This is a genomic window from Enterobacter sp. 61D5, from assembly GCF_034107965.1.
Classification (GTDB): Bacteria; Pseudomonadota; Gammaproteobacteria; order Enterobacterales; family Enterobacteriaceae; genus Enterobacter; species Enterobacter cloacae_M.
The window spans coordinates 311,359-329,020 of the sequence record NZ_JAWNFK010000006.1 but is presented as its reverse complement, the minus strand read 5'-3'; the positions used below and the strand labels follow the sequence as shown (position 1 = coordinate 329,020).

15 protein-coding genes and 1 pseudogene are annotated in these 17,662 nt (G+C 57.0%); 6 read left to right on the top strand and 10 right to left on the bottom strand.

Translation table 11 applies throughout. From position 1 onward, the window contains the following. Positions 1–18 precede the first annotated feature (18 nt). Positions 19–183: a YnfU family zinc-binding protein gene (locus UTM25_RS06750; RefSeq protein ID WP_265095224.1), complete on the bottom strand. Its 165-nt coding sequence runs from the start codon at positions 181–183 to the stop codon at positions 19–21. A 64-nt stretch (positions 184–247) separates the two neighbouring features. On the opposite strand from UTM25_RS06750, the pseudogene UTM25_RS22605 reads away from it, so the two are divergent. Continuing rightward, positions 248–742 (top strand): annotated as a pseudogene (locus tag UTM25_RS22605) (helix-turn-helix domain-containing protein); the annotation flags it as partial. Positions 743–805: 63 nt separating this feature from the next. Then, positions 806–1,084, top strand: coding sequence for a hypothetical protein (locus UTM25_RS06730; RefSeq protein WP_233469358.1), 279 nt, complete (start codon positions 806–808; stop codon positions 1,082–1,084). 42 nt (positions 1,085–1,126) lie between these two features. Here the strand turns inward: UTM25_RS06730 and silA are convergent, their stop codons facing one another. From silA to UTM25_RS06710, 4 genes are read right to left on the bottom strand one after another with little or no spacing between them, the layout of a single operon-like run. Further along, positions 1,127–4,267: a Cu(+)/Ag(+) efflux RND transporter permease subunit SilA gene (silA, locus tag UTM25_RS06725; protein WP_320714505.1), complete on the bottom strand. Its 3,141-nt coding sequence runs from the start codon at positions 4,265–4,267 to the stop codon at positions 1,127–1,129. Positions 4,268–4,277: 10 nt separating this feature from the next. Further along, the gene (locus tag UTM25_RS06720; protein WP_194399252.1) at positions 4,278–5,528 is read right to left on the bottom strand and encodes an efflux RND transporter periplasmic adaptor subunit; all 1,251 of its coding nucleotides are present in this window, start codon (positions 5,526–5,528) and stop codon (positions 4,278–4,280) included. A gap of 11 nt (positions 5,529–5,539) precedes the next feature. Then, the gene (gene cusF, locus UTM25_RS06715) at positions 5,540–5,881 is read right to left on the bottom strand and encodes a cation efflux system protein CusF (RefSeq protein ID WP_194399253.1); all 342 of its coding nucleotides are present in this window, start codon (positions 5,879–5,881) and stop codon (positions 5,540–5,542) included. A 28-nt stretch (positions 5,882–5,909) separates the two neighbouring features. Then, positions 5,910–7,295, bottom strand: a complete 1,386-nt coding sequence (locus tag UTM25_RS06710; protein ID WP_194399254.1) for an efflux transporter outer membrane subunit — start codon at positions 7,293–7,295, stop codon at positions 5,910–5,912. Positions 7,296–7,457: 162 nt separating this feature from the next. On the opposite strand from UTM25_RS06710, the gene UTM25_RS06705 reads away from it, so the two are divergent. Further along, a complete protein-coding gene (locus tag UTM25_RS06705; RefSeq protein WP_159515639.1) occupies positions 7,458–8,141 on the top strand; it encodes a copper/silver response regulator transcription factor in 684 nt (227 codons plus the stop codon). Next, positions 8,131–9,585 carry a Cu(+)/Ag(+) sensor histidine kinase gene (locus UTM25_RS06700; protein WP_194399255.1) on the top strand — a complete coding sequence of 485 codons (1,455 nt, stop codon included), beginning with the start codon at positions 8,131–8,133 and terminating at the stop codon, positions 9,583–9,585. The genes UTM25_RS06705 and UTM25_RS06700 overlap by 11 nt, the downstream gene beginning before the upstream one ends. Before the next feature lie 4 nt (positions 9,586–9,589). On the opposite strand, the gene UTM25_RS06695 is transcribed toward UTM25_RS06700, so the two are convergent. Continuing rightward, a complete protein-coding gene (locus tag UTM25_RS06695) occupies positions 9,590–10,495 on the bottom strand; it encodes a LysR substrate-binding domain-containing protein (protein WP_194399256.1) in 906 nt (301 codons plus the stop codon). 117 nt (positions 10,496–10,612) lie between these two features. On the opposite strand from UTM25_RS06695, the gene UTM25_RS06690 reads away from it, so the two are divergent. Beyond that, complete coding sequence (locus UTM25_RS06690) at positions 10,613–12,013, top strand: MFS transporter (protein WP_194399257.1); 1,401 nt, start codon at positions 10,613–10,615, stop codon at positions 12,011–12,013. Positions 12,014–12,114: 101 nt separating this feature from the next. Here the strand turns inward: UTM25_RS06690 and UTM25_RS06685 are convergent, their stop codons facing one another. The 3 genes from UTM25_RS06685 to UTM25_RS06675 are packed head-to-tail and all read right to left on the bottom strand — an operon-like array spanning position 12,115 to position 14,825. Further along, complete coding sequence (locus UTM25_RS06685; protein WP_194399258.1) at positions 12,115–13,110, bottom strand: DUF2891 domain-containing protein; 996 nt, start codon at positions 13,108–13,110, stop codon at positions 12,115–12,117. A gap of 9 nt (positions 13,111–13,119) precedes the next feature. Further along, the gene (locus tag UTM25_RS06680; protein WP_039262431.1) at positions 13,120–14,106 is read right to left on the bottom strand and encodes a DUF979 domain-containing protein; all 987 of its coding nucleotides are present in this window, start codon (positions 14,104–14,106) and stop codon (positions 13,120–13,122) included. Further along, a complete protein-coding gene (locus tag UTM25_RS06675; RefSeq protein WP_194399259.1) occupies positions 14,103–14,825 on the bottom strand; it encodes a DUF969 domain-containing protein in 723 nt (240 codons plus the stop codon). The genes UTM25_RS06680 and UTM25_RS06675 overlap by 4 nt, the downstream gene beginning before the upstream one ends. A gap of 199 nt (positions 14,826–15,024) precedes the next feature. Here UTM25_RS06675 and UTM25_RS06670 point away from each other — a divergent pair, with 199 nt between their 5' ends. Next, positions 15,025–15,570 carry a winged helix DNA-binding protein gene (locus tag UTM25_RS06670; RefSeq protein WP_023311843.1) on the top strand — a complete coding sequence of 182 codons (546 nt, stop codon included), beginning with the start codon at positions 15,025–15,027 and terminating at the stop codon, positions 15,568–15,570. A gap of 2 nt (positions 15,571–15,572) precedes the next feature. Here UTM25_RS06670 and glgX read toward each other — a convergent pair whose 3' ends face one another. Further along, entirely contained in the window at positions 15,573–17,648 is a 2,076-nt protein-coding gene (gene glgX / locus UTM25_RS06665; protein WP_320714501.1) for a glycogen debranching protein GlgX, read from the bottom strand. Between the last annotated feature and the right edge of the window lie 14 nt (positions 17,649–17,662).

Sequence of the window (17,662 nt, the reverse complement as noted above, 5' to 3'; positions counted from 1 at the left end):
TCTGCGGTTTTGGTCGAGCTAGCGTCGGGAGATAAACAGAGCCTTACATCCGGGGCAAAGCATGGTCTGGTTGAGCCGGATTTTTGACAACGGTTGTGCTGATTTTAAGCCACAATCAGGACAGGCAGCAGTGGCAGTAGACGCACCGCTGAAGAGTTTCATTGCGTAATTGATAACAGACATAACCATTAACCTTTCAATGAATGAGATTCACTGTACCACGTGTGGTTAAGTTTTGACCTGTTAAATTGCACAGGGAAGCCTGCCTCCGGTCAAAAAACGAGACGCTGGAACGGGTGTAGGGATCGGTACTGTTACTGATGTTTTGCTGGAGCCTTTCTGCCGCCTGCTCTCTTTGCTTGACGAGCCTCAAGCCATTCCTGTTCTCGAGCCGCTGATTCAAAGAGAGATACATTACAGGCTTTTGATGAGCGATCGGTCCGATCATATCATGCAGATTGCCGCAGTAGACGGCCATGGCTACCGTATCGGTAAAGCTATTGACTGGTTAAAGACCCATATCGCGTCACCTTTACGTGTCGAGGAGTTGGCAAGCCGCGTGCAAATGAGCACGCCCTCTTTCCACCAACATTTCAGACAGCTTGCGGGAATGAGTCCGCTACGGTATCAGAAATGGCTGCGCCTCAATGAAGCCAGACGACTGATGCTGAAAGAGCATTGCGATGTCACCAAGGCGGCCTATGCCGTCGGTTACGAAAGCCTGTCCCATTTCAGCCGGGAATAACACGTATTCGTCTGGGTTGTCCTGATCGCCCTTCTGTTCGCTGGCCTTAACGGCGTGACGATGTTTATGATTGGCAAAGGCAGCATGCGCGCCGTGAGGTTACACCTTACGCTGGCGGTGATAAGCCTGGTATTAACGGCAGCCTATCTGCTGGTCGCGCTGAGCGGTAGCGCAGCTCCGGGCGTCAGTCTGACCGCGGCGCTAGTGAGTATCGGCATGCTACTGCTTAGCGGCAGCTGTATCCTTTCAACCGCCTTCTATAAGATGCTGCTGTTTACTCTGCATAATCGTGCCTGGCGCAAGCTTCCCAGCCAGACGCGGGCTAAAACAGCGCGCTAAGCGTTCATGCCGTAAAAAACCCGCCATCTCTGGCGGGTTTTTTTATGGTTTTTTATGCCTGCGCAACCAAATTAACTTGTACGCCGCCGGAATAATAAACAGCGATAGCAGTGGCGCCGTGATCATCCCGCCAATCATCGGCGCCGCTATCCGGCTCATGACCTCTGACCCTGCGCCCGTCCCCCAAAGAATGGGCAGCAGACCGGCAATGATCACCGCGACGGTCATCGCCTTTGGCCGCACGCGAAGCACGGCGCCATGGTAAAGGGCGTCATCCAGCCCCTGTTCGGTGAACGTGTCCCGATGGGACAACGCCGGCTGAGCCTCAACGGCATGACGCAAATACATCAGCATGACCACCCCAAATTCTGCCGCCACCCCGGCCAGGGCGATAAAGCCGGTGCCGGTTGCCACAGACATATGGAAGCCCTGCCAGTAAAGGAACCAAATTCCCCCGACCAGGGCGAACGGCAAACTCATCAGGATCAGCAGCGCTTCATCCACGCGGCGGAACGCCAGATACAGCAGAATGAAGATGATCATCACCGTCATCGGTACCATCAGCTTCAGTTTCTTGTTGGCGTGTTCGAGCAACTCAAACTGCCCGGAGAATGAGACGCTGGTGCCCGGCCTCAGCTTTATGTTCTGACTAATGGCCGTCTTAATGTCGTTCACCACCGACACCATATCCCTGCCGCGGGCATCGATATAAATCCAGCTCGCAGGCCGGGCATTCTCCGTTTTCAGCATCGTGGGGCCGGAAACCACGTTGATATCCGCCACATCGCCCAGCGTGATCTGCTGTTTCATCGGCGTCAGGATCGGCATCTGCTTCAACGCGTTCGGGCTGTTCCGGTAGTCCTGAGGATAGCGGATATTAATCGGGTACCGGGCGACGCCTTCCACCGTTTCCCCTACCGTCGCGCCGCCGATGGCCGAGGAGACAAAGAGCTGTACATCGCCCACCGTCATCCCGTAGCGCGAGGCTTTTTCCCGGTTGATATCGACGTCAATGTAGCGCCCGCCCTCCAGACGTTCAGCCAGGGCAGAAACCACGCCCGGCACCGTTTTGGCTACCGTCTCGATGCTCTGCGCCGTGGCGTCGATATCCGACAGAACGGTACCCGACACCTTGATACCAATCGGGCTTTTGATCCCGGTCGAAAGCATATCGATGCGGTTACGAATGGGCGGAACCCAGAGGTTCGCCAGGCCGGGCAATCGAACGGTCTTGTCGAGCTCGTCAACGATCTTGTCAATCGTCATGCCGGGCCGCCACTCATTCTCAGGCTTGAGCTGAATCGTGGTTTCCACCATTTCGAGCGGCGCGGAGTCCGTTGCGGTCTCTGCTTTACCCGTTTTACCAAAAACAGAGGCCACTTCCGGGACGGTTTTGATGAGCTTGTCCGTTGTCTGTAACAGCGAGGTTGCTTCTGCCGGAGAGACGCCCGGCAACGTCGACGGCATATACAGCAGATCGCCCTCATTAATCTTCGGCAGGAACTCACCGCCCACCTGGCTCAGCGGCCAGATAACCGTGAAGATGGACAAGGCCGCGACCAGCAGGGTTGTTTTTGGCCAGTGGAGCACCCTAATCAGGAGCGGATGATAGGCTTTAATCAGCAGCCTGTTCAATGGGTTACTGGTCTCTGCGGGGATTTTACCCCGGATCCAGAATCCCATCAGGATAGGGATAACGATGATGGCCAACGCGGCCGCGCCCGCCATGGCGTACGTTTTGGTGAAGGCCAGCGGGCCAAACAGTCGCCCTTCCTGACCCTCAAGGGTAAAGATTGGAATGAACGATAAGGTAATAATCAACAGGCTGATAAACAGCGCTGGCCCCACCTCCACGGAGGCATTGGTGATGACGTTCCAGCGCGTGGCGTTGTCAATGTCTTCCCCGGGATGCTGACGATCCCACTCTTCCAGCCGTTTGTGCGCGTTTTCAATCATGACGATGGCGGCATCCACCATCGCGCCGACCGCAATGGCAATGCCTCCCAGCGACATGATATTGGCGTTCAGGCCCTGAAAGTGCATGATAATAAAGGCGATACACAGGCCAAGCGGCAGAGAGATAATCGCCACCAGCGCGGAACGGACGTGCCAGAGGAACAGGGCGCAGACGATGGCCACCACGATAAACTCTTCGAGCAGCTTGCCGCTCAGGTTATCAATGGCCCGGTCGATGAGCTGGCTGCGATCGTAGGTCGTTACAATCTCAACGCCTTCCGGCAGGCTGGCCTTCAGCGTCTCCAGCTTGTCTTTTACCGCTGTAATGACCTCGCGCGCGTTTTTGCCCGAACGCAGGATCACCACGCCACCCGCAACCTCCCCCTGCCCGTTTAATTCGGCAATACCGCGCCGCATTTCCGGCCCCGTTTGTACGCGAGCCACATCACGAAGGTAAATAGGTACCCCGTTATCTGCGGTTTTCAGAACGATGTTACTGAAATCGTCCATCGTCTGCAGATAGCCGCTGGCGCGGACCATATACTCCGCTTCCGCCATTTCAACTGACGATCCCCCCGCCTCCTGGTTAGACGACTCAAGGGCCTGCTTAACCTCCGGCAGGCTGATGCCGTACTGAGCCAGTTTTAACGGATTGACCTGAATCTGATACTGCTTTACCACGCCGCCGACAGAGGCCACTTCAGCAACGTTCGGGATAGTTTTCAGCTCAAATTTCAGGAACCAGTCCTGCAGCGAGCGCAACTCTGCGAGATCGTGTTTTCCGCTGCGATCCACCAGCGCATACTCAAATATCCAGCCCACGCCCGTGGCGTCAGGACCGATTTCAGAGCTCACGCCGGCAGGCAGCTTGCCCTGAACCTGGTTCAGATACTCCAGCACGCGCGAACGGGCCCAGTACAAATCGGTGCCGTCTTCAAAAATGACGTACACGTACGAATCACCAAACTGCGAAAAACCGCGCACGGTCTTTGCGCCGGGAACCGATAGCATGGTGGTCGTGAGTGGATAGGTGACCTGGTTTTCAACAATCTGCGGAGCCTGGCCGGGATAGCTGGTTTTGATAATCACCTGAACGTCAGAGAGATCGGGCAAGGCATCGACCGGGGTGTTGATGATGGTCCATGTCCCCCAGACGCTGAGGAATAGCGCTCCCATCATGACCAGGAAACGGTTAGCGACCGACCGCCGGATAATCCATTCAATCATCATCGTCTCCTTAATGGCCTGAATGCGCGTCGTCAGCTGCTTCAGCGTGGCGCATGCGCTCCAGCGCGCCGGTAATATTGGCCTCCGAGTCAATCAGGAACAGACCGCTGACCACCACCGACTCCCCCTCTTCCAGTCCGCTACCAATACCGGACTGCTGCTGAGATTCATGCAGAACGTGGATCCTTTTCGGTACAAAATTCCCGTCCGCATCAACCGTAATCACGCGCTGTTCTTTTCCCGTATCGATAACGGCCTGGGAGGGGATCAGCAGCATTTCCTGACTTTGGGTATTCAGCTTCAGGTAGGCGTTCATGCCCGGTTTAAGCAGTTCATCCCTGTTAGAGACCTGCAGGCGCACCTGCAGCGTACGGGTGTTCTGATCCACGCTCGGCAGGATGTTCCATTTTTCAACCGGGAAGGTTTTGTCCGGATAAGCCGGTATCGAAACAGCAAACTGCGAGGTCTCTTTCAGCAGATAAGCAATGGATTCAGGCACTGCCGCGCCGATCCAGACCGGATCCATCCCCTGAATTTGCGCTACCACCTTATCTTTCGAAATATTCATGCCGGTACGCAGGTCAAAGGCGGTGATCGCTCCGTCGATCGGCGCCCTGATGGTAAAGCGGGTCTGGATAGTGCGGGTCGCACGCAGCCTCTGAATATCCTCATCCGGCATACCCGCCAGGCGAAGCCGTTCCAGAACCCCTTTTATTTGCGTTGGCGTTCCTCCGGTGCCGGATAACAGCAGAAACTCGCTCTGCGCCTCTACCCAGTCAGGAATGGTAATATCAATAAGCGGCGTGCCTTTCTTTACCTTATCGCCCGTCGTCAGCGGGTACACTTTCTCCACGAAGCCTTCCGCGCGCGCCTGCACAATGACAAACTGATAGTCGTTATAGCTAACGTTCGCCGGGATAGTCTGGGAATAATTCAGCGTTCCGCGCGTCACTTTTTGCGTTTTTAATCCCAGATTCTGAACCTGCGTCGGATCGATACGGATACCGGCACTGCTTTTATTTTCGTTTTCATCCGCATATTTCGGTACCAGATCCATATCCATAAACGGCGATTTACCGGGCTTATCGAATTTAACGTCGGGTTTCATCGGGTCATACCAGAAAAGCACCTTTCTTTCAGAGACGCTATTTTCTGTTTTTTCAGATGAATAAAGTTTCTGCCATGCCGTCACCGATAGCAGCCCTCCCGCAATAAGGCTGCTGACTATCATGGCAGCATATTTTATTTTGAATGAGGCCATGCCGTTTCTCGCTATTTAATGCTCTTGAGTAAAGAGATATTGCCCTGCTGAACAAACGAAAAATTCACGTGACTGCCGACTTTTAAGGCATTGATACTCTCGTCAGCCTGAATGAACGTGAAACGCATGGTCATCGCGGGCCAGCCAATTTCCGGGATGGCTTCATGGGAAATCGTGACTTTTTTATTCTTGAGATCAATGTCCTTCACGATGCCGGTTCCCGTGATGACCTGCTCTGAGGTCCCTTCGCTGGCAGCACTCATCATCTCGTGCTGATGAACCTCAGCCTGGAGGCCGGTAGAAAACACAATGGAGATCGCACCAAATACAACGGCCTTAAGTGAATTGCGCATGTTTATTTTCCTGTTTAATTAAATAACGTTATTCGACCCATCCGCCGCCGAGCGCGGTGAAAAGATTAATCTCATTAACCTGCCGGGCATAAATAAGGTCGAGAATATTTTGTTGGGTGGAGAAAAGAGAACGTTGCGCGTCAAGCACGTCGATATAGCTGACCGCGCCGCTGGAATATAGCCCTCTGGCACGTTGAAGCGTGATACGGAGTGAATCCAGATACCGCTGTTGTGCAGCAAGCTGCTGGTTAATGCTGTCCCGCAGCGCGAGCGCGTCGGCAACCTGTTTAAAGGCGGACTGAATTTTTTGTTCGTAATTAACCACCGACTGCTGCTGGCGAATTTCGGCCAGCTTCAGGTTGGCCTTATTCCTGCCTGCATTAAAAATGGGAAGTTCAATTTTAGGAATGAAATTCCACATCCCGCTTCCTGACGTGAAGAGGCTGGACAACTCCGTGCTGCCTGTTGAAAGCCCGCTGGTCAGCGATATGGACGGGAAAAAGGCGGCGCGCGCAGCGCCGATATTCGCATCGGCCGCTTTAAGCTGATACTCCGCTTCCATAATATCCGGGCGCTGCAGCAGTATCGCGGAGGAAAGATGGGGAGGCAGTTTTACCGGCGCAACGTCGCTGGCGTTCATGCCGCCGTCGCCCGGCAGCGCGCGATACGTGCCGAGGACCAGCTGCAGGGCATTATTGGCCTGCGCCAGCTCCCCCTCTCTTTTGGCTATATCTGCCCGCGTGCTTTCGATCTGTCCCCTGGCCTGTTCCAGCGCCAGGACGGTCGTACTGCCGGTCACCAGCTGCTGCTCTACGAAAGCGTAAGACTGCCGGTAATTGTTCAGCGTTTCCCGCGCGATACGCAGCTGTTTATACGCCAGCTGCTGGTTGAAATAGCTCTGCGACACGTTAGAGACGAGCAGGATATGCACGGCTCGACGGGCCTCTTCGCTGGCGAAAAAGTTTTGTCGGTCGGCATCGCTCATGCTCCTCAGCTTGCCGAAAAAGTCGAGTTCATAGCTAAGCGCAAGACCGGCGTCGTACTGCTGTGAGGTCGGTTTGTCACTTTTCTGCCCGCCGCTGTACGTGATGCCCGAGGAGGCATTCAGCTGAGGATAGCGATCCGCATCCGTCACGTTGAACTGCGCCCGGGCTTCCTCGACTTTCAGGGCGGCCATTTTCAGATCGCGATTGTTCTTCAGGGCCTCCGTAATCACCCCCGCAACCTGAGGATCGACGAAAAAGTTGCGCCAGCCGGTGTCCTGATACCCAGCCGCCGCGGGTGTCAGGCCGTTACGGGAGAGCGAAAACTGCCGGGGGACAGGTGCTTCCGGCCGCTGGTACTCCGGAGCCATCGAGACGCAGCCTGCCACAATAAATACCGTAGTGATGCTTAGTTGTTTTAACAGGAACATAACGGTTCAAATGAAGTCCAGAGTAATTTTAGGGCTACTCTACGCAACGCATCCTGTTTGACGGGTGACAGGATAATGACAATGTTGTCATTTTTAGCGTAAGTCATTGTTAACGGCGGTACGCTCACTAGAATGTCATCAGCAGCCAGTCAGGGGAGCACGATGAAAATACTGATCGTCGAAGACGAAATTAAAACCGGTGAGTACCTGAGTAAGGGGCTGACTGAAGCGGGGTTTGTTGTGGACCACGCTGATAATGGCCTGAACGGCTACCATCTCGCCATGACCGCTGAATACGATCTGCTGATTCTGGATATCATGCTCCCCGATGTGAACGGCTGGGATATTGTCCGCATGCTCCGCTCGGCCGGCAAAGGGATGCCTATCCTGTTGCTTACGGCTCTTGGCACGATTGAACACCGGGTTAAAGGGCTTGAGCTGGGCGCGGATGATTACCTGATTAAGCCTTTCGCCTTTGCTGAGCTGCTCGCCCGGGTAAGAACGCTGTTGAGACGCGGGAATACGGTGATCGCGGAAAGCCAGCTTCAGGTGGCAGACCTGACGGTTGACCTCGTGTCGAGAAAGGTAAGCCGGGCCGGAAGCCGCATCCTGTTAACCAGCAAAGAGTTCAGCCTGCTGGAGTTTTTTATGCGTCATCAGGGAGAAGTGCTTCCCCGCTCCCTGATTGCCTCCCAGGTATGGGACATGAATTTTGACAGCGACACAAACGCGATTGACGTGGCGGTAAAGCGGCTTCGTGCGAAAATCGATAACGATTATGAACCGAAGCTGATCCAGACGGTGCGCGGCGTGGGCTATATGCTGGAGGTGCCGGATGCACGTTAAGCTTCCCAGGCGCCCTTTTTCGCTTGCCCTGCGACAGACCTTTTTTATTAGTCTCTCCACGATACTGGCCTTTTTCGCCTTTACCTGGTTTATGCTCCATTCCGTTGAACAGCATTTTGCCGAGCAGGATATCAACGATCTGCAGCAAATCAGCATTAAGGTGCGCCACATACTGCAATCACCGGTCGATTCCGATCAAAATAAAATCAGCAAGATCAAAGAGTCGATCGCCGGCTACCGCAGCGTAGCCGTCCTGCTCCTGGATCGACAGGGAAATACGCTGTTCAGCTCGTCGCAAGGGGCGGCACTGCGCCCTGCGATGAACACGGCGGATTTTAGCGAACACTGTCGCATGCAGGATGTGTTTCACTGGACGGTTGAAGATTCTGCCACGCCTGTGCACGCCGGGTCCGACATGAACAGGGAAACGTACCGGATTATCGCCTCGTCAGGAACGGCGACGCTGGAGGGCAAAACGCAGGACTACGTCATGCTGATCGGGCTCTCCATTAATTTTCATCTGCACTACCTTGAGGCGCTGAAAAAGAATCTCCTGGCGATTGCCGCGGCAATCAGTCTGCTGATTATTCTTGTCATTCGCATCGCGGTTCGTCAGGGGCATTTGCCCCTGCGTAACGTCAGCAACGCCATTAAAAATATCACTTCAGAAAACCTGGACGCACGGCTGGAGCCGTCCCGCGTGCCCGTTGAGCTGGAACAGCTGGTCATCTCCTTCAACCATATGATCGAAAAGATTGAGGATGTCTTTACCCGTCAGGCGAATTTTTCCGCCGATATCGCGCATGAAATCAGAACCCCCATCACCAACCTGGTGACGCAAACGGAAATCGCGCTGAGCCAGAACCGCTCACAGAAAGAGCTGGAAGATGTTCTTTACTCCAGTCTGGAAGAGTACAACCGGATGACCCGGATGGTCAGCGACATGCTTTTCCTGGCGCAGGCGGATAATAACCAGCTCGTCCCTGACCGGGTGATGTTTGATTTAAGTGCGGAGGTCATGAAAGTCTTTGATTTCTTCGAAGCCTGGGCGGAAGAACGCAACGTTACGCTGAAATTTAGCGGGATGCCCTGCCTGATAGAAGGCGATCCGCAGATGTTCAGAAGAGCAGTAAATAATCTGCTCTCCAATGCCCTGCGCTATACGCCAGCGGGAAAAGCGGTGACGGTCTCTATCAAAACTCAGGGTAACGACGTTGAACTGATGATTGAAAATCCCGGTACGCCGATCCCTCAGGAACATCTGGCAAAGCTGTTTGACCGCTTCTATCGCGTCGATCCATCGAGGCAGCGCAAAGGCGAAGGCAGCGGGATCGGGCTTGCCATCGTGAAGTCCATCGTCTCCGCGCACCACGGAAAAGTCCGCGTGGAATCGGATGCGGTATCGACGCGCTTCATCCTCTCCGTGCCGGGAAAAGTGGCCTGAGGCGTCAGCGCACGGTCCGACACACTTCCAGCACCTTTTCCCTGAGCCAGCGATGCCCCGGGTCCCTTTCCATGCGCGGATGCCACATCTGTGACACCGTAATGGTCCGGGTTTTAAACGGCAGTTCAAAGACGTTTACGCGCTCGTTCATCGGCTGATTGAGCAGGTACAGCGCCGGCACCATGGCAATCAGATCGGACGCCAGCGCCACGGATAACGCCGTTGGAAATCCGGGCACCACGCTGGCGACCTTGCGCTTTATCCCCCTTTCCGCCAGCGCGTCATCGACAAACCCGTGTAGCGATCCGTCCGGTGAGGCCACCACGTGGCCCCACGCGACATAATCATCAAGGCTGACGTCGGGCCGTAGTGACAGCGGATGTCCCTTGCGCACCGCGCCAACAAACCGATCCTGAAAGAGCCGTTGCAGCCGTATTTCAGGCCCCATATTGCTCTGCACGCCGATCTCCAGGTCGACAAGCCCCTCACGCAAATAGCGCGATGTTTTTTCAGGTTTCGGCGAGAAGCGGATGCATACCCCGGGCGCAACGCTCGCCACCGCCGCAATCAGCAGTGGCCCAAACGCCACCACAAAACCGTCGTTGGCTCTTATGGTGAACAGCCGCTCGAGACTTTCCACCTTCAGCGCGTCGGTGGAGGGCTGCAGCACCGCCCTCGCCTCATGCACGGCAGTTCTGGCGCGGTCCCGCGTGGCTTCGGCCCAGGGCGTCAGCACCATATGACGACCGGCCCGCACCAGAATAGGATCGCCGGTCACCTCCCGCAGCCTGCTCAGGGTGCGGCTCATGGCAGAGGTGCTGAGGTTCAAACGTCGCGACGCGCCCGCCACGCTGGCTTCGGCCAGCAGAACGTCGAGCGCAACCAGAAGGTTAAAGTCAGGATCGGCCACGGTGACTCCTAAGATAAGGCGTTATATGCAACGATTAAGTGCAGCTGATGCGTCTTCCGCCCTGTATACCGCATGCTTATAGTTTCGTCATCACTATTCTTATGCGGAGTAACGACGATGACGCTATTTTCAAACCTGCCCGGTGATGAAGGCTTACCCGGTCATGAACGCGCCCGGGTCATGGCCGCCGTCATGACCACCACGCTGATGGGCGTCTTTGACGGCACCATGATCAACATCGCGCTGCCCTCCATGGCAAGGGCGATGCAGGTACCCGCAAACGTTGCGGTCTGGTTCGCCAACGGTTACCTGCTGTCAGCGGCAATGACGTTAGCCATCTTCGCGGCGCTGGCGGCGCGCGTAGGCTATCGCCCGGTGTTTCTTGCCGGGCTTGCCACCTTTACGCTCACCTCGCTCGGCTGCGCGCTGGCAGCGACGCCGGAAATGTTAACCGGCATGCGTATTCTGCAGGGCATCGGCGGCGCGGCCACCCTGAGTATCGCCCCGGCGATCCTGCGCTCCGTTTTTCCGGGTCGACTGCTTGGGCGTATTCTGGGGCTGCACGCCCTGCTTATTGCCTCCAGCACGGCGATTGCCCCCGTGCTGGGAGGAACCATACTGGACGCGCTGAGCTGGCAGTGGCTGTTCGCCATTAACATTGTCCCGGGCAGCGTTGCCCTGCTGCTGGCGTGGCGGGCCTTGCCGCGGGAAACGGCCGTTGACCGCTCGCCCTTTGACGCGCCGGGCGCCGTGCTCTCCGCCGCGCTGTTAGTTTCAGCGATCATGCTGGCCGACAGCCTTCAGCACGTGACGCAAAACATCAACCAGGCGGCCACAGGCTGGGGGCTGCTCGTGCTGGTCAGCGCCCTCGCCTTTATGTGGCGGATCCGGCGCGCGCGAAGTCCCATACTGCCGCCCGTCATGTTCAAAAATGGACGCTTTACCCTCGCCGCCCTGACCTCGCTGGCCTCGTTTGTCAGTCAGGGCATCACCTTTGTCGCGCTGCCGTTTCTGTTTCAGAACGTGTATGGCTACAGCCCGGTGGTCTCCGCGCTGCTGTTCACCCCGTGGCCGATTGGCATCGTGCTGATCGCACCGCACGCGGGGCGCTGGGCAGATACGATTTCCGCGCCGCTGATCTCGACAATCGGGCTGATGTTTTTTGTCGGTGGTCTGGTCCTGCTGGCGACGTTGCCGGACAGCCCTTCCGCATGGAATATCTGCCTGCGCAGTCTGGTTTGCGGGATTGGGTTTGGCTGCTTCCAGAGCCCCAATAACCGGGAGATGCTCTCTAACGTGGCGCGGGAATATGCCAGCTATGCCTCCGGCGTGTTGTCTATCGTCAGGACGTTTGGGCAATGTCTCGGCGCCGCCGCGGTGGGCGTGCTGCTTGCGACGGCCGGATCAGACCATGACCGGGCCGTGCATCTGGCGCTATGGATAGCCGTGATAGCCTCGACGGGATCGGTGTTGTTTAGCGTGAGCAGGCTGCGCCCTGTGGTTCGGGCATCAGCCTGATTCGCCCGGCGGCGCTACGCTTGCACGGGCCTACAAGGAAGCTTGGCACAATGTAGGCCGGGTAAGCGCAGCGTCACCCGGCAAAAAGACGACTCGTTCGTTTACTCCAGCGCCAGCAGCGCAAAGCTCGCCAGCCAGTGCCCGCCGCTGTAGTGGCTGCCGACAACATGCTCAACGCTAGCCGTCAGGTGTTTCGCCACCGCCTCGCGCAGCGCCTGCTGCGCCGGATGGTTTGCGGGAAGCGCTTTAGCAATGTGCTTCATGCACCAGGCGCGGCTGAGGTTTAACCCGTCGAGATGGGCAATTTTCGGGTCGGTACGGTCGCTCACTTCCGCCGGGTTCATCAGCGCCGCAACGGAGCCCACCTCCGGGAGAAACGCGTCAAACCAGGCCGGGAAGTCCTCCAACACTTTGCTCAACAGCAGCGCTTCCGTCAGCGCGCCGGAAATATACTCATCACCACCGGGCTCGTAGTGGGCAGGATAGCGCGTGTCGGCGAGATAAAACCGCTCCGCCGCCGTCACAATCGCCTGCTCAAGCGCGCTATCTTCCACGGCGCGGGCGTAATCCAGCGCCAGCGCGAGGGCAAACGCGGTGTTGTAGTGCGTCCCGACGCGGATCGGATAGGTGAGCTTGCTGAGGTAATCCACCAGCCGGTTACGAATATCCAGGGTTAGCGGCTCAAGCGTCCGGTACCAGCCAGCGGCCTGCGGCAGCGACGACTGTTTTAGCTCCCGGGCCAGCGCCAGCAGCCAGCCGTAGCCATACGGGCGCTCAAACGAGGCGCGGAATGGCGCGGTGAAATAGGCCAGCTCCTTCGCCACGTTCTCGTCCGTCAGGTGCTCGTCGACAAGCGCGACGATCGCATCCCGGCTCGGCAGTTCAGGGTAGAGGCGCACGCAGCGCAGCAGCAGCCAGTAGCCGTGCACTGCCGAGTGCCAGTCAAAACAGCCGTAGAAAATCGGGTGCAGTTCGCGAGGCGGCAGCACGTCGCCATCATCATTCAGCAGGTGCATGATGTGGTTCGGGTATTCCTGGCGCAAATAGGTCAAAGGCATGCGGGCAAACGCGTCAGCCTGATGTTGCGTTAATTCCATAACAGCTCCTTAGCGAAACACGAGGAAATACATGAGGAACACGTTCACCACCAGCAGGGTTAACGCGGTCGGGATCTGGATCTTGATCACCTGATATTTGTCTTTCAGCTCCAGCAGCGCGGCGGGAACAATGTTGAAGTTAGCGGCCATCGGCGTCATCAGCGTGCCGCAGTAGCCCGCGTACATGCCAATCGCCAGCAGCGGCGCCGGGTTGCCGTGATGCACGTTGATCAGGAACGGCAAGGCGATCCCCGCGCTCAGCACCGGGAAGGCCGCAAACGCATTCCCCATGATCATGGTAAACAGCGCCATCCCCACGCAGTAAATCACCACCAGCATAAAGCGGTTATCCGGGTTAACGAACAGGCTCACCACCTTCTGCACCGAATCACCAGTATTGGCCGCCACGAACACGCCGCCGAGCATGGCGAGCATCTGCGGCAGGATCACCGCCCAGCCGATGGTATCGACAAGACGACGAGACTGACGAATAGCGTGCAGCGGCGTGCCTTTGGTCAGCCACCATCCGGTGAGGATCGCCGCGACGCAGGCCACGCACAGCGCCGCCAGGGTGAGCTGCTTTTGATCGAGCAGGAACACGCCGCCAACCGAAACTCCTTTCAGGAACAGCGTCCCGATAACCGTCACCACCGGGATCATCAGCGCGGGCAGAAACAGCCAGTTTTTAAGGCGGTTTGACGACGCGAGACGTTCGTCTTCGGTGGACATTTTATAGTGCCCTTTCCCGACAAGACCAAAACCCGCCAGCAGCGCGATAGCGATAACGCCGCCGCCAACGATCCGGTACGCCAGCGATTTCCCCAGCTCCTGCACCATCAGGTCGCCGAACAGGAAGATCCCGCCGAATAAGAACCAGAACAGCGCCGTGGTAAAACGCTTCGGATTGGCGCGATCGCGCAGGGTCATCACAACCAGCAGCATCACGACGAAGCCGATCAGGTAGTACACGCGGTTAATGGTGATAAGCGTCATCATTGCGCGGCCCCCTGCGTGCCCTGCTCCGCGCGCCAGGCCATGACGTCGCGACGGATGCTGGCATCCAGACGCAGCAGGCGCGTCATATGAATAACTAATGCCGCAATGGCGGTTGGGATAGCCCACAGGCCGATGTGCAGCGGTTCGATGCCCGCAATACCGTTCTCTTTCAGGAACGCGTCGATCAGCAGCACCGCGCCAAAGGCAATAAAGATATCTTCCCCAAAGAAGACAGCGATGTTGTCACACGCGGCGGCATGGGCTTTGATTTTGTCGCGGATGTGCTGCGGCAGCTCGCCGTATTCGTTCAGCGCCGCCCCTTCGGCCATCGGCGCCAGCAGCGGGCGCACCGTCTGAGCATGACCGCCCAGCGACATCAGCCCCAGCGCGGCGGTGCCCTCACGGGCGACAAAATAGAGCATCAGAATACGCGCCGAGGTGGCACTGGCGATCTTAGCCACCCAGGCCTGGGCGCGCTCCTTGAGCCCGTAATATTCCAGCAGACCAATCACGGGCAGGATCAGAATGAAGGTCGCCAGCGATCGGCTATTCACGAACTTTTCGCCAAAGGTCTCCAGCAGCATCCCGAAATCCATACCGACCAGCAGACCCGTCGCCAGCCCCGCCACCACGACCACCAGCAGCGGGTTGAAGCGCAGTGCAAAACCAATAACCACGATCGGTATCCCGATCAGCGGCAACAGCGTAGTACCGTCCATAACGTTTACCCTATCCAAAGTGAGCGTTGCGCGCCGACGGCTATTTTTTTAATTTGCGGCGAGCAATGTTGTGTTTTTCGTCAGGTTTAGGAAAACCCGCGCTAAAAAGCTATATCTGAACCTCAAAAACATGTAAACAAATTATCAATAAAATGTTCTTATTTTATCGATGAGTTTACATTTCTGGCTAAGGAACGTTATGACCTCGAAAAAGAGTGCTTCACCCGATCGCGACGATATCAACGACGGCCGGATCGTCTCTTCCCGCCATCTGGTGTCCGAGCGCTGCGCGGAACTGTCAGAGCTGGAGTACGCGCTGATCATGACCAGCAACGCGTTCAATAAATGGATGGTGCGCTGCATGACCGCAGCCGGTGAACCCGATATGGGCGCATTTGACGTCTCGCTGCTGCATCACGTGAACCACCGCGACCGCAAGAAAAAGCTGGCCGATATCTGTTTCGTTCTTAACGTGGAAGATACCCACGTGGTGACCTACGCCCTGAAAAAGCTGGTCAAAGCGGGCTACGTGACGAGCGAGAAAGCGGGCAAAGAGCTCTTTTTCTCGACTACCGAGGAAGGAAAAGCGTTGTGCATGAAATACCGGGACGTGCGGGAGGCGTGTCTGATCGCAATCCACGCGGAGAGCGGTATTGCCGGGAAGTCGATTGGCGAAACCGCGCAGCTGTTACGTACTATCTCCTCTCTGTATGACACCGCCGCCCGCGCGGCGGCATCACTCTAGGGCTAAGGACGTCTAAAGAGGGTAATACTGCGTCCGGCCAGTTCGTACTCTACGGTTTCGGTGAACGCTGTCCCGGTGGCAGCGCCATCTGCCGTAGACAGCTCCAGCACCCATCCCCCTTCGCCAAACTGCGGGATCTGGAACGGCACGGTGCCTTCAAACGGGTTGAACAGCATCAGCACGTCGTGCCAGATGCCGTCCTCCTGCCTGAGATCCGGCCTGCTGATGGAGACGCCGAGCGTTGAGCCTTCGTCCCACTGCTCGGCCTGCTGAGGGCCGCCTCCGGCATTGAACCAGCGGATCTCCAGCCCGTCGCGCCAGCTTTCACGGCGCAATAACGGCTGCGATGCGCGAAGCGTAATGAGCCGTCGGGTAAACTCGCGCAGCGCAGCGTCGTTTTCGGTTATTCCGTTCCAGTCGATCCACGAAATTTCGCTGTCCTGGCAGTAACCGTTGTTGTTGCCCTTCTGCGTGCGGCCAAACTCGTCCCCCGCCAGCAGCATCGGCGTGCCGTGGGAAAACAGCAGCGTGGTCAGGAAATTACGCTTCTGCCGTTCGCGGGTGGCAATAATATCCGGGTTCTCCGTCGGCCCTTCTTCGCCATAGTTGTACGAGCGATTGTCATTATGCCCGTCGTTATTGTCCTCGCCGTTGTCGGCGTTGTGCTTCTCGTTGTACGACACCAGGTCATTCAGCGTAAAGCCGTCGTGAGCGGTGATGAAGTTAACGCTGGCCCACGGACGACGCCCGCGCAGATCGTACAGATCCCCGGAGCCCAGCAGGCGTGCGGCAAAGTCGTTGGAGACGTTATCACCCTTCCAGTACTCGCGTACGGTATCACGGTATTTGTCGTTCCATTCACCCCAGCCCGGCGGGAAACCGCCGACCTGATACCCGCCGGGACCGATGTCCCAGGGTTCACCAATCAGCTTAAGTCTTGATAACACCGGATCCTGAGTCATGGCGTCGAAGAAACCGCCGCGCGGGTCAAACCCTTCCGGCTCGCGGCCCAGTATCGTCCCCAGGTCGAAACGAAAACCGTCAATATGCATCGATTCTGCCCAGTAGCGCAGCGAATCCATCACCATCTGCAGCACGCGCGGGTGCGAGGTATTGACCGTGTTTCCCGTCCCGGTGTCGTTGATGTAGTACCGGTGCTGGTCCGGCAGGGTGCGGTAATAGCTGTAGTTATCAATCCCCTTAAACGAGAGCGTGGGGCCAAGCTCATTTCCTTCCGCCGTATGGTTGTACACCACGTCCAGAATCACCTCGATGCCCGCATCGTGATACGCGCGCACCATGTCGCGAAAGCCCTGGATCCCCGCCGGGCCGTAGTAGCGCGACGCCGGAGCAAAAAAGCCGAGGGTGTTATAGCCCCAGAAGTTCTTCAGGCCGCGGTCGAGCAGATGCTGGTCGTCCGGGAACCAGTGAACCGGCAGCAGCTCCACCGAGGTGATGCCAAGACTCTTGATGTAGTCGACCGAGGCTTTGTGTCCCATCCCCTCAAACTTGCCGCGCAGCTCCTGCGGGATGGCCGGGTTCATCTGGGTAAAGCCCTTTACGTGGCTTTCATAAACGACGGCGTGCGGCCAGGGAACGTTTGGCCGGCTGTTGTCCTGCCAGTCAAAGGCGTTCGGATCGATGACCTTGCATTTCGGGGTGAACGGCGCGCTGTCGCGCGTATCAAAGCTTAAATCTAATTCGTCATGCCCCAGCTCATAGCCGAAATGGGCGTCGTTCCAGTCGATATCGCCAACCAGTTCTCGAGCATAGGGGTCGATAAGCAGCTTGTGCGGGTTAAAGCGGTGACCGTTTTCCGGATCGTAAGGGCCGTAGACGCGATAGCCGTACAGCGCGCCGGGCTTCAGATCCGGCACATAGCCGTGCCAGACCTCATGGGTATATTCCGGCAGTTCCAGCCGGGCGATTTCGTTTTTCCCGGACGGGTCAAACAGACAGAGTTCCACCCGCTCGGCGTGAGCGGAGAACAGCGCGAAGTTGACGCCCTTCCCGTCATAATTCGCCCCCAACTGCTGGCCATGACCGGCCCGAATTTCAAACGTACTATCCTTTGTCATTTTCGTTCTCCACG

Excerpts from the sequence above, each read along its gene's own strand:
- UTM25_RS06670 (WP_023311843.1), top strand. The coding sequence starts at position 15,025 with ATGACCTCGAAAAAGAGTGCTTCACCCGATCGCGACGATATCAACGAC.
- UTM25_RS06690 (WP_194399257.1), top strand. The coding sequence starts at position 10,613 with ATGACGCTATTTTCAAACCTGCCCGGTGATGAAGGCTTACCCGGTCAT.
- silA (WP_320714505.1), bottom strand. The coding sequence starts at position 4,267 with ATGATTGAATGGATTATCCGGCGGTCGGTCGCTAACCGTTTCCTGGTC.
- UTM25_RS06700 (WP_194399255.1), top strand. The coding sequence starts at position 8,131 with ATGCACGTTAAGCTTCCCAGGCGCCCTTTTTCGCTTGCCCTGCGACAG.
- UTM25_RS06730 (WP_233469358.1), top strand. The coding sequence starts at position 806 with ATGTTTATGATTGGCAAAGGCAGCATGCGCGCCGTGAGGTTACACCTT.
- UTM25_RS06720 (WP_194399252.1), bottom strand. The coding sequence starts at position 5,528 with ATGGCCTCATTCAAAATAAAATATGCTGCCATGATAGTCAGCAGCCTT.
- UTM25_RS06680 (WP_039262431.1), bottom strand. The coding sequence starts at position 14,106 with ATGATGACGCTTATCACCATTAACCGCGTGTACTACCTGATCGGCTTC.
- UTM25_RS06710 (WP_194399254.1), bottom strand. The coding sequence starts at position 7,295 with ATGTTCCTGTTAAAACAACTAAGCATCACTACGGTATTTATTGTGGCA.
- cusF (WP_194399253.1), bottom strand. The coding sequence starts at position 5,881 with ATGCGCAATTCACTTAAGGCCGTTGTATTTGGTGCGATCTCCATTGTG.
- UTM25_RS06705 (WP_159515639.1), top strand. The coding sequence starts at position 7,458 with ATGAAAATACTGATCGTCGAAGACGAAATTAAAACCGGTGAGTACCTG.
- UTM25_RS06685 (WP_194399258.1), bottom strand. The coding sequence starts at position 13,110 with ATGGAATTAACGCAACATCAGGCTGACGCGTTTGCCCGCATGCCTTTG.
- UTM25_RS06750 (WP_265095224.1), bottom strand. The coding sequence starts at position 183 with ATGTCTGTTATCAATTACGCAATGAAACTCTTCAGCGGTGCGTCTACT.
- UTM25_RS06675 (WP_194399259.1), bottom strand. The coding sequence starts at position 14,825 with ATGGACGGTACTACGCTGTTGCCGCTGATCGGGATACCGATCGTGGTT.
- glgX (WP_320714501.1), bottom strand. The coding sequence starts at position 17,648 with ATGACAAAGGATAGTACGTTTGAAATTCGGGCCGGTCATGGCCAGCAG.